Annotated in this window: 10 protein-coding genes; 4 read left to right on the forward strand and 6 right to left on the reverse strand. The window is 70.7% G+C overall.

The window, feature by feature from the left end; genetic code table 11:
- Positions 1–123: 123 nt before the first annotated feature.
- The 3 genes from BM393_RS11290 to BM393_RS11300 are packed head-to-tail and all read right to left on the reverse strand — an operon-like array spanning position 124 to position 6,115.
- Positions 124–1,587 (reverse strand): efflux transporter outer membrane subunit, encoded by a 1,464-nt coding sequence (locus BM393_RS11290; protein ID WP_175538289.1) that lies wholly within the window; start codon positions 1,585–1,587, stop codon positions 124–126.
- Positions 1,588–1,604: 17 nt separating this feature from the next.
- Positions 1,605–4,811: an efflux RND transporter permease subunit gene (locus tag BM393_RS11295; RefSeq protein WP_091724855.1), complete on the reverse strand. Its 3,207-nt coding sequence runs from the start codon at positions 4,809–4,811 to the stop codon at positions 1,605–1,607.
- A complete protein-coding gene (locus BM393_RS11300; RefSeq protein ID WP_175538290.1) occupies positions 4,811–6,115 on the reverse strand; it encodes an efflux RND transporter periplasmic adaptor subunit in 1,305 nt (434 codons plus the stop codon). Before BM393_RS11300 ends, BM393_RS11295 begins: the two co-directional genes overlap by 1 nt.
- A gap of 144 nt (positions 6,116–6,259) precedes the next feature.
- On the opposite strand from BM393_RS11300, the gene BM393_RS11305 reads away from it, so the two are divergent.
- Complete coding sequence (locus tag BM393_RS11305) at positions 6,260–7,651, forward strand: ATP-binding protein (protein ID WP_091724856.1); 1,392 nt, start codon at positions 6,260–6,262, stop codon at positions 7,649–7,651.
- Entirely contained in the window at positions 7,644–8,390 is a 747-nt protein-coding gene (locus BM393_RS11310; RefSeq protein WP_254783346.1) for a response regulator, read from the forward strand. Before BM393_RS11305 ends, BM393_RS11310 begins: the two co-directional genes overlap by 8 nt.
- 75 nt (positions 8,391–8,465) lie before the next feature.
- On the opposite strand, the gene BM393_RS11315 is transcribed toward BM393_RS11310, so the two are convergent.
- Together BM393_RS11315 and BM393_RS11320 are read right to left on the reverse strand one after the other, a co-directional pair.
- Positions 8,466–10,331: a GDSL-type esterase/lipase family protein gene (locus tag BM393_RS11315; RefSeq protein ID WP_175538291.1), complete on the reverse strand. Its 1,866-nt coding sequence runs from the start codon at positions 10,329–10,331 to the stop codon at positions 8,466–8,468.
- 137 nt (positions 10,332–10,468) lie between these two features.
- Positions 10,469–10,948, reverse strand: coding sequence for a VOC family protein (locus BM393_RS11320; RefSeq protein WP_091724858.1), 480 nt, complete (start codon positions 10,946–10,948; stop codon positions 10,469–10,471).
- 266 nt (positions 10,949–11,214) lie between these two features.
- Between BM393_RS11320 and BM393_RS11325 the strand changes: the two genes are divergently transcribed.
- Both BM393_RS11325 and BM393_RS11330 read left to right on the forward strand, forming a co-directional pair.
- Positions 11,215–13,458 (forward strand): TonB-dependent siderophore receptor, encoded by a 2,244-nt coding sequence (locus tag BM393_RS11325; protein ID WP_091724859.1) that lies wholly within the window; start codon positions 11,215–11,217, stop codon positions 13,456–13,458.
- A 189-nt stretch (positions 13,459–13,647) separates the two neighbouring features.
- Positions 13,648–14,691 (forward strand): GAF domain-containing protein, encoded by a 1,044-nt coding sequence (locus BM393_RS11330; protein WP_091724860.1) that lies wholly within the window; start codon positions 13,648–13,650, stop codon positions 14,689–14,691.
- A gap of 33 nt (positions 14,692–14,724) precedes the next feature.
- Here BM393_RS11330 and BM393_RS11335 read toward each other — a convergent pair whose 3' ends face one another.
- Complete coding sequence (locus BM393_RS11335; RefSeq protein ID WP_091724861.1) at positions 14,725–15,732, reverse strand: tripartite tricarboxylate transporter substrate binding protein; 1,008 nt, start codon at positions 15,730–15,732, stop codon at positions 14,725–14,727.
- Positions 15,733–16,280: the final 548 nt, after the last annotated feature.

Raw genomic sequence — 16,280 nt, forward strand, 5'->3', positions numbered from 1 at the left:
ATTCTTGGCCAGTTCGCTCCGGCCCGGCACCGGGTCGATCCATGAGGGAAAAGCCTCGGTCGTGATCGACACGACCGGGCCCGCGTCACCACCGCATCACCACCGCGTCACCGCGTCACCTCATCAGGGCGTCCACCGGCCGCCGAGCGCGCGCAGCAGCGCGACGCGATTGACCTGCTCGGTCTGGCGCAGCGTGACCAGCACGCGCTGGGCGGTGGTCAGCTGCCGCTGGGCGTCCAGCAGCTCCAGCTGGCTGCTGCCGCCGAGCCGGTAGCTGCGCTCGGCCAGGCGCAGCGACTGCGCCGCCGCGTCGACCTGCGCCTGCTGCGCATCGAGCCGCTCGGCCAGTTGATCGCGCACCGCGAGCGCGTCCGCGACCTCGCGGAACGCGGACTGCAGCGCCGACTCGTAGTTCGCCAGCGCCTCGCGCCGGCTGGCCTCGCTGACCTCGACTTGAGCGCGCCGGGCTCCGCCATCGAACAGCGGCAGGTCGATCTGCGGGACCAGGCTCCACACGCCGCTGCCGCTCTTGAACAGGCCATCCAGGTCGGGACTGCGCGTGCCGGCGCTGGCCGTCAAGGTCAGGCGCGGGAAGCGCGCGGCGCGCGCGGCACCGACGTCAAAGGCCGCCGCGCGCAGGCGCTGCTCCGCGGCGCGGAGGTCGGGGCGCTGCAGCAGCACCTCGGCGGGCAGGCCGCCGGGCAGCTCCGGCAGCGCGGTCACCGTGGGCAACGCGGGCTGCGGGGTCGGCAGCAGGCGATCAGGCACCGGCTGCCCGACGAGCAGCTCCAGCTGCAGCCGTGCCTGCGTGACCGCGCCGACGCTTTCCGCCGCATCGCCCCGCGCCGATTCGAAGGCGGTTCGCGCCCGCGCGCGGTCGAGGCCGGACGCCGCGCCCAGCGCGTACTGCCGCTCCGCCAGGTCGAGGGAGCGCTGCTGGCTGTCGCGCAGCGCCTGGTTGAGCACCAGTCGCTGCTGCGCCGCCGCCAGCGACAGCCACGCGGTCGCGACTTCGGCGGCCAGGCTCAGCCGCGCGCTGCGCTGCGTCTCCTGCTCCGCGAGGAAGCGCGACAACGCCGCGCCCTCGAGGCTACCCAAGCGGTTGAACAGGTCGATCTCGTAGCTCGCCAGGCCCAGGTTGACGCCGTAGGTGGTCGTCGCGCCCTCGCCGTTGGTCGTGCGCTGGCGCGTCGCGGAGGCGCCCAGGCCGATCTCCGGCAGGCGATCCGCCGCCGTGATCCGGTACTGCGCCCGCACCCGCTCGACGGCGGCCGCGCTCGCGCGCAGGCTGCGGTTCTGGTCGAGCGCGAGCGCCACCACCTCGTCCAGCCGAGCGTCGGCGAAGAAGCCGCGCCACTCGTGCGCGGCGGCGGTCGATGCCTCGGTCGAGGCCGCGTTCGCGGTCGGGGTTGCGGTGGGCGTCGCGGCCGAGGCTGAGCCGGCGTCCGATGCCGCCGATGCCGGAGCGGCTGGACGGAAGTCTTCGCGCAGCGGCGGACGCGGCGCGTCGGTCGACGGCACCAGGCTGCCGCAGGCGCCCAGGCCCAGCAGCAGCGCGATCGCCGCGCATCGGGTCGTCAAGCTCATGGATGCACGCGCGCGCCTCATGTCCGCGCCTCCGGCCCGGCCGCATCGCCAGCGGCGTGATGGCCCTCGTCGGTCGGCCTCGTCCCGGCATCGCCGGCGGTCCCGGTCTTTGTCATGCGGCTGAAGCGCTGCTTGACCCACAGGTAGAACAGCGGCACGAAGAAGATGCCCAGCAGCGTCGCGCTGCCCATGCCGCCGAGCACGCCCACGCCGATCGCGCGCTGCGAGCCCGAGCCCGCGCCACTGGCGTAGGCCAGGGGCAGCACGCCCATCATGAAGGCGAGCGAGGTCATCAGGATCGGCCGCAATCGCTGCCGGCAGGCCTTGAGCGTGGCGTCGAGCAGGCCCATGCCCTGCGCCAGCAGGGTCTCGGCGAACTCGACGATCAGGATCGCGTTCTTCGCCGACAGGCCGACCGTCGTCAGCAGGCCGACCTGGAAGAACACGTCGTTCATCTGCCCGCCGAGGTGGCTGGCCGCGAGCGCGCCGATGATGCCCAGCGGCACCACCAGCATCACGCTGAAGGGCACCGACCAGCTCTCGTACAGCGCCGCCAGGCACAGGAAGATGAACAGCACCGAGACCGCATACAGCATCGGCGCCTGATCACCGGACAGCCGCTCCTGGTAGCTGCGGCCGGACCACTCGAAGCCGATGCCCGGCGGCATCTCGCGCAGCACCTGCTCCATCGCGGCCATCGCGGCGCCCGAGCTCACGCCCGGCGCGACGTCGGCCTGGATCTCATAGGCGGCGCTGCCGTTGTAGCGGACCAGCTGGCGCGGACCGTTGGTCCAGCCCGCCTTCGCGAAGGCGCTGAAGGACACCATCTCGCCGCTGGCGTTGCGCAGGTACCAGAAGCGCAGCGCCTCGGGATCGGCGCGGTAGGCGCCCTCGCCCTGCACCAGCACGCGCTTGACGCGGCCGCGGTCGAGGAAGTCGTTCACATAGCTGCTGCCCAGCGCGATCGACAGCGTGTCGTTGATCGTCGAAGTCGTCACGCCCAGCGTGCCCGCCTTGTGGTCGTCGATGTCGATCTGCAGCTGCGGCGTCTCGGTCAGGCTGTTGGTGCGGGCGCGGCTGAGTTCGGGCCGCTGGTTGGCCAGGTCGATGAGGCGGTCGCGCGCGGCGATGAGCGCCTCCGAGCCGACGCCGCCCAGGTCCTGCAGGAACAGCTGGATGCCGGCGCTGCCGCCCAGGCCGCGCACCGTCGGCGGCTGCACGACGAAGATGTTGGCGTCGCGCACGCGCTTGCCGAGCTCGCGGCTGAAGCGCTCGGCCAGCGCGCCGGCGCCCTGCGCCTTGCCGGTCCGCTCGGACCAGTCGGTCAGGCGGATGAAGCCCTGCCCCGAGCCCTGGTCGCCGCCGGCGCCGCGCACGATGTTGTAGAACTGGACTTCCTTCTGGTCGGCCAGGTAAGCCTCGATGCTCTGCGCGACGGCCTCCATCCGCTCCGCCGTGGCGCCCGGCGCCATGCGCACCTGGATCTGCAGGCCACCCTGGTCCTCGTCCGGCAGGAAGGAGGTCGGAAGCGTCTTGTAGAGCGCCGCCAGCCCCGCGATCAGCAGCAGGTAGACCATGAAGCTGCGCACGCCGCGCGCCGTCAGCCAGCGCACGCGCGACACATACCGCTCGGTGAAGCGGTCGAAGCCGCGATTGAAGCCGCCGAAGAACCAGTCCAGCTGCTTGCCGAAGGGCCCGCCATGCGCGGCATGCTCGCCCTTGTGGACCGGCTTGAGCAGCGTCGCGCACAGCGCTGGCGACAGGCTCATCGCCACCAGCACCGACAGCACCATCGCGCTCACCACGGTGATCGAGAACTGGCGGTAGATCACGCCGGTGGAGCCGCCAAAGAAGGCCATCGGGATGAACACCGCCGACAGCACCACCGCGATGCCGACCAGCGCGCCGCTGATCTCCTTCATGCTGGCGCGGGTCGCGTCGCGAGGGCTCAGGCCCTCCTCGCGCATCAGGCGCTCGACGTTCTCGACCACCACGATCGCGTCGTCGACCAGCAGGCCGATGGCCAGCACCAGGCCGAACATGGTCAGCGTGTTGATCGAGTACCCCGCCAGCGCCAGCACGCCGAAGGTGCCCAGCAGCACCACCGGCACCGCGATCGCCGGCACCAGCGTCGCCCGCAGGTTCTGCATGAACAGGTACATGATCACGACCACCAGTACCATCGCCTCGATCAGCGTGTGGACCACGCCCTCGATGGAGACGCTGATGAAGGGCGTCGTGTCGTAGGTGAAGGTGACCTTCATGCCGTGCGGGAAGAAGGGCTCGAGTTCCTTGAACTTGGCCTTGACCAGCTCGGCGGTCTTGAGCGCGTTGGCGCCGCTGGCCGGCACGATGGCCATGCCGGCGGCGGTGACGCCGCTGCTGCGCACGTTGGTGGTGTAGCTGTCGCGGCCGAGCTCCACCCGGGCCACGTCCTTGAGCCGCAGCGCGGAGCCGTCCGGCTGCACGCGCAGCACGATGTTGCGGAACTGCTCCGGCGTCTGCAGCTTGGCGCGCGCGGTGATGATCGCGGTGAGCCGCTGGCCCTCGGGCACCGGCTGCGCACCGAGCTGGCCGGCCGAGACCTCGGTGTTCTGCGCCAGCAGCGCGTTGCGGATGTCGCCTGGCACCAGCGCGTAGCGCTGCAACCGCGCCGGGTCCAGCCAGATGCGCATCGCATAACCGGAGCCGAAGACGTTGATGTCGCCGACGCCCTCGATGCGGCTGATGATGTCCTGCAGCGTGCTGGACAGGTAGTCGCCGAGGTCGGCGGAGCTGACATTCGGATCGTCGCTGGTGAGCATGACCACCATCAGCGGCTCGGAGCCCGCCTTGGTGACGCGCACGCCCTGCGCCTGCACCGCCTGCGGCAACCGCGAGAGCGACTGCGAAACCTTGTTCTGCACCTGCATCTGCGCCAGGTCGGGATCGGTGCCGGCGACGAAGCTCAGCTGCGTGTTGGCGCCGCCGGAGGCATTGCTGGTGGACTCGATCGAGAACAGGCCGTCGATGCCCTTGAGGTTCTGCTCGATGACCTGCGTCACCGAGTCCTCGATCGCCTTGGCCGAGGCGCCGGGGTAGCTGGTGTTGATCGAGATGCGCGTCGGCGCGATGTCCGGATAGCGCTCCAGCGGCAAGCCGAGCACCGCGGCGATGCCGGCCAGCATCACGACGATGGCCAGCACCCAGGCGAAGATCGGCCGGTCGATGAAGAAGGCGGCCATCAGAGGCTCCCGCCCGACGCCGGGCCAGAAGCCGCCATGGACGCCGGGACGGACGCCGCGCTGGCGGCACCACCGCCGGCCGGGGCGCCCGGCTGCTCGCCGCCCTTCTTCTTGCCGGCGCCGGCCGGCACCGGCGTCACCACCTGGTTGGGCCGCACGCGCTGCAGGCCCTCGACGGCGAGCTTGTCACCCGGCTTCAAACCGCTGGCGACGACCCACTGGTTGCCCATCGCGCGCTTGAGCACGAGGCGGCGCAGCTCGGTCTTGTTGCCTTCGCCGACGACCAGCGCGGTCGCCTCGCCGGTCGGCGACCGGGTGACGCCCTGCTGCGGCACGACGATCGCGTCGCGGTCGACGCCCGCCAGCAGCTGCGCGCGCACGACCATGCCGGGCATCAGCATGCCCTGCGGATTGGGCACGACCGCGCGCAGCGTCACCGCGCCGGTGCCGCGGTCGACGGTCACGCCGCTGACCTGCAAGGTGCCGGGACGGGCGTACACGGTGCCGTCCTCGAGCACGACGCGGATCTGGCGGCTGCCCTGGCCGTTCGGGCCCTCGCCCTCGAGCTGGCGGCGCAGCTGCAGGATCTCGGCGCTGCTCTGGACGATGTCCACATGCATCGGATCGAGCTGCTGCACCGTGGTCAGCGCCTGCGTCTGGTTGGCGGTGACCAAGGCGCCGGCGGTGACGGTGGAGACTTCGATGCGGCCGGAGATCGGCGCCGCGATGCGGGTGCGGTCCAGCTGCACGCGCGCGGCGTCGAGCGCGGCGCGGGCCACGGCCACGTCGGCCTGGGCCTGCCGCAGCGCGCTGGCGCTGTCGTCGGCGCTCTGGCGGCTGAGCGCGTCGGCCTTGAGCAGCTCGGCGTCGCGCTCGGCGCGGGTGCGGGCGACGGCCACCTGGGCCTCGGCCTTCTGCAGCGCGGCCGCGGCGCGCGCGCGCTCGGCCTCGTAGCTGGCGGCATCGAGCTGGTAGAGCGCCTGGCCGGCGCGCACCGTCGTGCCTTCCTCGAAGAGCCGCTTCTGGACGATGCCGCTGACCTGCGGGCGGATCTCGGCGACCTGGCTCGCCGACAGGCGGCCGGGCAGCTCCAGCGCCAGCGGCGCGTCCTGCGTCGCGACGATGACCACGCCCACTTCGGGCGGCGCGGGCGCGGCGGCGGCGGTCTTCTTCTCGCCGCAGCCGGCGGCCAGGACAGCCGCGAGGACGGCCGCAAAGGCGACCAGCAGGGACAGCGCGGCGGGACGCGGCATCGACGCGCGCGGACCGGCCGCCCGCGCGCAGGGTGTCAGAATCTTCGACATGGCGGCGGATGCTGGCCTACGAATGTGGAGACACCTTGAAGATCGCATCCGCCGCGCGGGCTCCGCCCAGACGGCTTGCCTGCCGCACGCGGCGCCGGTCATCATGCGGCCCGCCCCACTCCACTCGCCGCCCCGTTCTCCTGGATGAAGCTCCCGTTCACGCTCACCGCCCGGCTGTTCATCGCCGTCTTCAGCACCGCCATGGCGGTCGCGCTGGCGATGGGCGTGTTCTCGCACATCAACCTGAACCGGGACTTCATCGGCTACCTCAACGAGCAGGCGGTCAACCGGCTGGAACTTGCGCGCACCAGCGTCACCGCTGGTTATCGGGAGAACGGCCGCAGCTGGGACTTCCTGCGCCAGAAGCCGGAGCTGTGGGGCCGGCTGCTGCGGCCGCTGGTGCCGGAGGCGGAGATGCCGGCGGTCAAGCACGGGCCGGCCGACCTGACCGGCGCGACGCGGCGCTTCACGCTGTTCGACGAGAACCGCGAGCGGGTGGCGGGCTATGCCGGCCCGGTCGAGCCGACGATCGAGCGGCCCATCATCGTGGACGGCCTGACCGTGGGCTGGCTGGCGCTGACCCCGATCGAATCGGTGAGCCCGGGCGCGGAGAAGCATTTCTACGACGCGCAGCTGCGCTCGGCCTGGGTGGTGGGCGGCGCGGCGGTGCTGCTGGCGGGCGGTGTGGCGTACTGGATCTCGCGCCGGCTGCTGCAGCCGGTGCGGCGGGTGGCGGACGCGACGCACCGCCTGACGGCTGGCGACTTCGGCGTGCGGGTGCGGGAGACGCGCGGCAACGACGACATCGCCGGTCTGCAGCGCGACTTCAACCAGCTGGCGCTGACCCTGCAGCGCAACGAGGCGATGCGGCGCGAGTTCCTCGCCGACGTTTCGCACGAGCTGCGCACGCCGCTGGGCGTGCTGCACGGCGAGCTGGAGGCGCTGGAGGACGGCGTGCGCAAGCTCGACGCGCAGGCGCTGCGCTCGCTGCAGGGCGAGGTCGCCATCCTGCACAAGCTGGTCGACGACCTGCACGAGCTGTCGATGGCGGACGTGGGCGCGCTGGCCTACCGCAAGTCCGAGGTCGACCTGCGCGAGCTGATCGGCGTGACGGCCGGCGCCTTCGGCGAGCGCCTGCACGGCAGCGGCCTGTCGCTGCGGCTGGACCTGCCCGAGCAGCCGCTGCGGGTCTTCGGCGACGAGCGCCGCCTGCGGCAGCTGCTGGGCAATCTCTTCGAGAACAGCTGCCGCTACACCGATGCCGGCGGCGCGCTGAGCATCAGCGCCCGGCGCAGCGGCGAGCATGCGGTGATCGACGTGCAGGACACCTCGCCCGGCGTCGGGCCGGAGCACCTGCCGCGGCTGTTCGAGCGCTTCTTCCGCGTCGATGCCTCGCGCAGCCGGCGCGGCGGCGGCTCCGGCCTCGGGCTGTCGATCTGCCAGCGCATCGCCGAGGCCCACGAGGGCCGCATCGAGGCGCGTCCCTCGCCGCTGGGCGGCCTGTGGATGCGGGTGGAGCTGCCGGTCCATGGCTGAGCGCGCGGCAGGCCTGGCGCCGATGCCGATGGAACCGGGGCCCTCGCGGGTGCTGGTGGTGGAGGACGAGCCCAAGCTCGCGGCGCTGCTGGCGGACTACCTGCGCGCGGCCGGGCACGAGCCCGAATGCGTGGCCGACGGGCGCGAGGTGATCCCGGCCTGGACGGCGCGGCGGCACGACCTGATCCTGCTGGACCTGATGCTGCCGGGCATCGACGGGCTGACGCTGTGCCGCGAACTGCGCGCGGTCAGCAGCGTGCCCATCCTGATGCTGACGGCACGGGCGGACGAGTCGGACCGGCTGGCCGGCCTGGAGACCGGCGCGGACGACTACATCGCGAAGAACCCCTTCAGCCCGCGCGAGGTGATGGCGCGGGTGAAGGCGGCGCTGCGCCGAAGCCGCGCGCACGAAGTGGAAACGGCGGCCGCGGTGGCCGCCTTCGCGGCGGGCAGCGAGCCGCTGTCCATCGATGAATCCGGCTGGAAGGCGAGCTGGCGCGGCCAGCCGCTGGACCTCACGCCGATCGAATTCCGGCTGCTCCACATCCTGGCGACGCAGCCGGGCCGGGTCTACGCGCGGACCCAGCTGCTGGACCTGCTGCACGTGGACGGCCGCGAGGTCACCGAGCGCGCGGTCGACAGCCACATCAAGAACCTGCGCCGCAAGCTCGAGAAGGCCGGCGCGGGGGCGGACCGGATCCGGTCGATCTATGGGGTGGGATACCGGTTCGAGCGATGAAAGGTGGAAGGGCCCCCGAGTCGCCTCAGGAGCCCCGCGCCGATCGCCCCCTCGGGACCGCGCTCGCGACTCGCCTTACTGCTTGTAGAAGGTCACGTCATCGACGTTGAGCCAGCCGGTGCCCGTCGAGTCGCTCGTCCAGAACCCGATCTCGGCGTTCCCGTTGCTCACGTTGATGTTGCTGAGAGTGAGCTGCGTGTAGCCATCGGACGCCACCGTGGCGACGGCCACCTGGCTGCCGCCGAAGTTCTTCACGTACAGCTGGTGTCCGGCCGTGCCTCGCACCCAGGCCTTCACCGTGTACAGCCCGTTCGGGAGGCCCGTGAGGGTCTGGGCGGTGTAGGCCCAATACGCCCCCGTGCCGCTGTGCACCAGGTGGGATGCGCCGGAATTGGGCCGCGTCGTGGCGGTGGACACCGCGCCCCCTTGCGACCCCGTGAACCAGCCGCCCAGCCCGTTCTCGAAGCCAGCGTTGCTCAGCAGGTTCACGCCACCGTCGATCACGTCCACGCGGTCGGCCGTGACGAAGGTGTTCGACGCGCTGGCGTTCTTCATGCCGGTGGCCCGCACCTTCAGCGTGTGGCCACCCGCCGCCAGCACGGGGCTGCTCCACAGCAGCACGTCATCCTTGCGAGCGGCCGAGTAGGTGTCGATGGCGACTTCCGCGCCGCCGTCGATGGACACCGCGGCGATGCCGTGCGCCGGCGCCTGACCGCCATACAGCTTGACCTGCGTGCCGTTGAAGGGCACCTGGTAGTAGGCGCTGGTCAGCCCGGACCAATGGTTGTCGTTCTGGTAGGCGCCGGTCTGGCTGCCACTGGGCCAGTTGGCGGTGTTGTCGTAGCTGAAGCTCGTATCGTTGCGCGTCACCCGGCCCAGGTAGGGCAGCAGGATCGGCAGCAGACGGTTGCTCACCTTGACGTGGCCGGTGTCGCTGGGGTGCAGGCCGTCGGTGAAGTCCGTGGACCCGCTGGACGAATCCAGCCAGCCGGCGGTGTCGATGTAATGCACCTTGGCATCGCCCGCATTGACGCGCGCGGTCACCGCCGCCTGCGTCTCGGCCTGGTAGAAGCCGCCGAAGGTGCGCAGCGCGAAGATGTCCGTGTTCGGATACTTGGCCCGGATGTTCTGCAGGAAGCCGGTGTAGCGGCTCTGGAACGTGGCCGTGGGCACCGAGTTGAACGAGTCGTTGCTGCCCAGGTTCACGACGACCAGCCTGGCCGTGTAGTTGGCGAAGTTCCAGGCCGGGTTGCCGGTGCACGCGACATCGGGGCAGCGGTTGGCCTGCCACAGCTTGAAGTACAGCGACTCCATGCCCGGGAAGGTGTTGTCCGAGTAGTGATACCCGTCCGACAGGGTGATCCCGGGATAGGAGACCTGCGTGTGATCGGCGGCCATCCGCTCGCCGGTGAGCCAGGCGTAGTCCGAAACCGCGACGTCGGTCGTCGTCACGCCAGAGGTGATGGAGTCGCCGACGAACTCCACGAGCGGGAGAGCGTCGGGCCGCACCGTGACGGCGCCGGCGTCAAGCACCAGGCCCTGGAACGGCAATTCCGTCTTCTCGTACTTGGCGACGATCTTGAGCGAGTGCGTTCCGTTGGCCAGCGGCGTGGGCGTCAGGTTGATGGTGCCGACGGCATCCCAGTAGGTGGTGGGAACGCCGTCCACGATGGCCATGAAGACGGTCTTCTCGGCCAGCTTCACCTTCACCGTGGTGCCGGTGAACTTGGTGGACAGGTACGAGCCGTTCCAGTAACTGCGATACGTGGCGCTGCTGCTCTTGTCCCAGCGTCCGACGTAGTTGATGTTGGTGTCCGTGGGGTCACCGTTGCCGGTGGCGGCCAGGACGGAAGCGCTGCAGGAGAACGCCATCCCCATCAGCGCCAGACGAAGGAAATGCGGGGGCGCGATCGCCCGGACTGAACCACGATGACCGGTCATGTCTCGAAACCTTTCAACGCAACGCGCCATCACTTCGGAGTTGATTTAGCGCTAAATCCCGGTGGCATCCTAGTTCATGCACCCCACGAACTATCTAGGGAAACACCCGACCGAGGCGTGGGAGGCGCAGCTGTGCCTCACCCGCGCCGCGCCGCCTCGATCTTCGCGATGTCGATCTTCCCCATCTCCATCATGGCGGCGAAGGCGCGCTGGGACGCGGCGCGGTCCGGATCGTGCAGCGCGTCGGTCAGCACGCGCGGCGTGATCTGCCAGTTCACGCCCCACTTGTCCTTGCACCAGCCGCAGGCGCTCTCCGCGCCGCCGTTGTCGACGATCGCATGCCAGAGGCGGTCGGTCTCGGCCTGATCGTCGGTCGCGATCTGGAAGGAAAAGGCCTCGGTCTGCTTGAACTGCGGCCCGCCGTTCAGGCCGATGCAGGCCACCCCGCAGACGGTGAACTCGACCACCAGCACGTCGCCCTGCTGCCCCGACGGGAAGTCGCCCGGCGCCCGCGTGACGCGGCCGACGTGGCTGTCGGGGAAGGTCTTCGCATAGAAGCGCGCGGCCTCCTCGGCGTCGCGGTCGTACCAGACACAAATGGTGTTCTTCGCAAGCATGGGGATCTCCATCAAGGGATTGCAACGAGGATCGGCGAGACATCGTCCGCGGCGCCGGCCCGTCGGGCAACCGGCATACCCCTGGCGAGGCCTCGTCTCCTCCCCCACGACGAGCGGCCGCGTGCCATTTCGACAACAGCTCGCACGCCTCGTCACGCGCTGCGCACGCTCCAAATGAGAATGTTCTCAAATAGGAACTACTATCAACAACTTCCCCATTTCCTGACGCCTGCCGGCCGACAAGGCTGGCGAGGCCTCCTGTTGCCATGCGAATCCGATCCCTCCCGCGCCTGGTCCGGCGTCCTGCTGCGCGTTCGAGCTTCCGCCATGCCGGCATCGCCGCGGCGGCGTCCCTGTTCGCGGCGGCCGTCGCCGCCCAAGGGTCGGCCGCTGGCGCCGCCGCCTCGACGGCCTCGGCCGCGCCCGCCGATGACGCCGACAAGCCCGTCACCATCGCCCCGGTGACCGTCAGCGGACAGCGCGCCGAAGGATATGCCGCCTCCGAGACCGCCTCGGCGACCAAGCTGACGCTGTCGCCGCGCGAGACGCCGCAGTCGATCACGGTCATGACGCGGCAGCGCCTGGACGACCAGAACCTGACCTCGCTGCGGCAGGTGCTGGACGTGACGCCCGGCGTCTACTCCAACGCCTACGACACCGAGCGCGTCCTGTTCTACGCACGCGGCTTCCTCGTCGACACCCTGATGCACGACGGCGTGCCCGCCCACACCAACTTCAGCACCGGGTCGGTGGACGAGACCCTGGACACCGCGCTGTACGACCGCATCGAGGTCGTGCGCGGCGCCACCGGCCTGATGACGGGCCCCGGCAATCCGGCGGCGTCGATCAACCTGGTGCGCAAGCACGCGGACAGCCGCACGACCACCGCGTCGCTGAAGCTGACCGCCGGCTCCTGGAGCAACCGCCGCGCGGAACTCGACGCCTCCACCCCGCTGACCGCCGACGGCCGCATCCGCGCCCGCGGCGTCGCGGTGGTCGAGAGCACCGACAACTACCAGGACCTCTATCACAAGCGCCGCAACGTGCTCTACGGCGTGGTCGACGCGGACCTGACGCCGGCCACGCGCGTGTCCGCCGGCTTCGAGTACCTGGAGAACAAGCCGCGCGGCAACACCTGGGGTTCGTTCCCGAAGTTCTTCTCCGACGGCACGCAGGCCGACTGGCCGACCTCGGTGACCACGGCGCCGGACTGGTCCTACTGGGACCGCAAGACGCAGACCGTCTTCGGCGAGCTGCGCCACCAGTTCGGCAACGGCTGGACGCTGCGGTCGTCGCTGAGCCGCCGCGTCTACAAGGAGGACGTCAAGCTGTTCTACGTCTCGGGCTGGCCGGATCCGACGACTGGCGAAGGACTGGCGCCCTGGGCCTACCGCAGCAAGGGCAAGATCACCGAGACCGCGCTCGACGTCCACGCCTCCGGCCCCTTCGAGCTGCTGGGCCGCCAGCACGAGCTGGTCCTCGGCTACAACGGCTCGCGCGCGAAGAACACCGGCACGGAGCAGGCCGTGGCCGGCGACCTGGCCCCGGTGGGCAACTTCTTCGAATGGAACGGCAGCTACCCGGAACCCGCCTGGGCCGATCCCACCCCGCTGAACAACATCAAGACCGACCAGGACGCGGTCTACGCGGCCGCGCGGCTGTCGCTGACGGACTCGCTCAAGCTGATCGGCGGGTCGCGCTACGGCCGCTGGAAGATCGATTCCTTCTACGTCTACGACTCGCCGACGACGTCCAAGTACGACTACACCAAGGCCATCCCCTACGCCGGCCTGGTGTGGGACGTGCTGCCCGAGCTCTCGGTGTTCACCAGCTACACCGGCATCTTCAAGCCGCAGAGCAGCCGCGACGTCAACGGCCATTACCTCGACCCGATGGACGGCAACTCGGTGGAGGTCGGCATCAAGGGCGAGCACTTCAACAAGCGCCTGAACACCTCGCTGACGCTGTTCAAGACCAAGCAGGACAACGTCGCCGCGCCGGTGCTCGACCCGGTGACCGGCGCGCCGGTGCTGCTGCCGGACGGCACCACCGCCTCGCAGGCCATCGACGGCACACGCACCCGCGGCTTCGAGTTCGAGCTGTCGGGCCGGGTGGTCGACGGCGTGCAGGCCTCGCTGGGCTGGACGCGCTACATCACCAAGGACGGCGACGACCAGACCATCCGCACCTTCATCCCGAGCACGATGGTGCGGCTGTTCGCGACCTGGGACGCGGCCCGCTGGGTGCCCGGCCTGACGCTGGGCGGCGGTGTCAACTGGCAGTCGTCCAGCTCGGCGGCCGTCGGCACGCCCAGCGGCGGCACGACGCTGCGCCAGGGCAGCGTGACCAACCTGTCGCTGATGGCGCGCTACCAGGTCTCGCCCAAGGTGTCGGTGCAGCTCAACGGCAACAACCTCCTGGACCGCAAGTACTTCGTGCTGGACCAGTACGACAACACCTACTACGGCGCGCCGGCCAACTACTCGGTCTCGCTGCGGCTCGCGTACTGAGGCGGCTTCGGCGGCGGGCGCCTCCTCTGCGCGGCGGCAGGCCACCCGGCCGCCACGCGCGTCCATCCCGGGATCGGGTGACGCGCGGATGCCGCGCACCGGGAACGGACAGGGATACTCGACGGGCGACCGCGAGCCGGTGAATCACCGGTGGCGGTCGCCCGCCCTGCCCGCTTCCGAAGGAATCCCATGAGTGCAGCGTCACTCCTCGTCCTGCTGATGGCGGCCTGCATCGCGGGCCTGCTGTGGGGGCTCGCGCGTCAGCGCCGTGCACACCGTGCGGCGCTGGCTCAGGCCGAACGCATGGGCCGCGTGCTGCTCACGATGGCGCGTGCGAATCGCCTGGTGCTGCGCATCGACGATGAACGCGCCCTCTTCCACGAGGCCTGCCAGATCTGCGTCGATGCCGGTGACGCCGCCCTGGCCGCCGTCTACCTGCGCGACGGCGAGCTGGCGCACCGCGTGGCCTTCGCCGGCCCGGCGGCGCAGGTGCTGCGCAACGTGCCGGACCCGCTGGACCTGCGCCTTCCGGAGGTCCAGGGCACCTACACCGCGCGCGTGCTGCGCGACGGCCGCAGCGCCGTCAGCAACAACTACGTGCTGGACGCGCAGGCCGGCCGCTGGCGCGAGGAGGCCGTCGCCCAGGGCATCCGGGCGATCGCCTGGATCCCGATCCGCCGCGCGGGCGAGGTCGCCGGCGCGCTGATGCTGTGCGCGCGCGTGCCCGACTTCTTCGATGACGAGCTGATGGCGCGGCTCGAGGAACTCGGCGCGGACCTGTCGTTCGCGCTTGACAGCGTGGACAGTCGCCGCGCGCGCGAGGCCGCGCTGCGCGAGATCGAGGCCGGGCGGGACCGCTTCCAGCGCCTCTTCGACGCCGCGCCAGTGCCGATGGCGATCGTGTCGGTGGAGGACCGCCGCATCGTCGAGGCCAACCAGGCGCTGTGCCGGCGCTACGGCAAGACGGTGCAGGAGGTGGCCGGCACGACCACCGCCTCGCATGCCTACGGCGTGATCGCCGAGGACCGCGATGTCTTCTACCGCGTGCTGGGCACGCAGGGCCGCGTGACCGACATGGTGGTGCGGCTGCGCGACGCCGCCGGCGCCATCCATCCGGCGGTGCTCAACGCGGAGCCGCTCGAGTACATGGGACGGCCCTGCTGCCTGATCATCAGCCTGGAGCTGCAGCATCTGCCCGGCCCGGGATGGCCGGAGCAGGCGCCAGCGCGCTGAGGGCGCCGCGATCGGCGCGCCCATCGCCTCGCCTCACTCCGGCTCGATGCCGGCGGCCTTGATGATCTGGCCCCACTTGCGCGTCTCGGTTTCCTGGAAGGCGCGCAGCTCTTCCGGCGTGCTGGACCACGCATCGACGCCGGCGCTCTCGAAGAAGGCCTTCGCCGGCGCGCTGCGCAGCGCCGCGCCGAGCAGCTCGTGCAGGCGCTGGACGACCGGCGCGGGCGTGCCCGCCGGCACGTAGGCGGCGAACCAGTAGCTCATGTCGTAGCCCTTGACGCCGGCCTCGTCGAGCGTCGGCACATCGGGCAGCAGCGGCGAGCGGCGCGTCATCGAGAAACCCAGCGCCCGCACCTTGCCGGCCTTGATCTGCGGCAGGCCGGTGGCCGTGTCGGTGATCATGAAATCGACCTGGCCGCCGATCAGGTCGGTCAACGCGGGCGGATTGCTCTTGTAGGGCACGTGCAGCAGCTGCGTGTGGGACAGCTGCTGGAACTGCTCGCCGGCGACGCGGCTGGAGGCGCTGCCGCTGCCGAAGCTGACCTTGCCCGGCTCGCGCCTGGCGCGCGCGATGACATCGGCGACGCTGCGGTACGGGCCGTCGGCCTTGACCACCATCACCTGGCCGCCCTTGCCCAGGCCGGTGACCGGCGCGAAGTCCTTGACCGGGTCGTAGGACAGCTTGCGGAAGAGATGCGGATTGGCGGCCTGCGTGGTGTTGGTGGCGATCAGCACCGTGTAGCCGTCGGGCGCGGCGCGCGCGACCTGCTGCGCCGCGATCATGCCGCTGGCGCCGGCCTTGTTGTCGACGACGACGGCGATCCGCGTCTGCTCGGTGATCGCCTGGCCCAGCGCCCGCGCCAACTGGTCCGTCGCGCTGGCGGCGGCGAAGGGCACGAGCAGCGTGATCGGCTTGCTCGGATAGGCCGCGGCGGCGGTCTGCGCCTGCGCGAGGCTGGTCCATGCGAGGGTCGCGGCGCATGCGGCGCAAGCGGCGACCAACACCGCCCGGCGGCGGGTCGTCGGTTTCAAGACAGTCATCAAGCAGTCTCCATCGTCTCGTTGTGATCCATGCCCGGGCCTCGCAGCCACGGGACCAGTGTCTCAGGCACCATCAGCGGCATCGCCAGCACGACGAAGGACAAGGCCTTGCCGTGGCTGTCCAGGTTCAGCGCATCATTGACGCCACCGTCGAGCACGCCATCCAGCACGAAGTTGATCGCGCCCAGGCGCGGCAACAGGTGGCGCGTCACCCGCGTCGGGCGGCGGGACGCAAACTGGCGCGCGACAGCATCTTCGGTCAGTTGATCGACCAGCAGCGGATACAGCGCCGGGTGCCAGGCGATCACGCTGATGTTGGAACGGTCACCCTTGTCGCCGGTGCGGCCGTGAGCGGCGGCGCGGAGTTCGACTTGACGGGTGGGGGTTGAGGGCTCCGGTGCTGGGTGTGCTGTGTGTGCCGCAGGCGTTGCGGAGGCCGTCGTCGGTCGGGAGGCCAAGCGCGGGCTCTCCACGGGGCATGGGGGATCCCTCCTGGACCCCCAAGCCCCATTCCGGCCCCACCCTCCCTCGCTGCCAGCGGAAGACCG

The organism is Mitsuaria sp. PDC51, from assembly GCF_900113225.1.
GTDB lineage: Bacteria > Pseudomonadota > Gammaproteobacteria > Burkholderiales > Burkholderiaceae_C > Roseateles.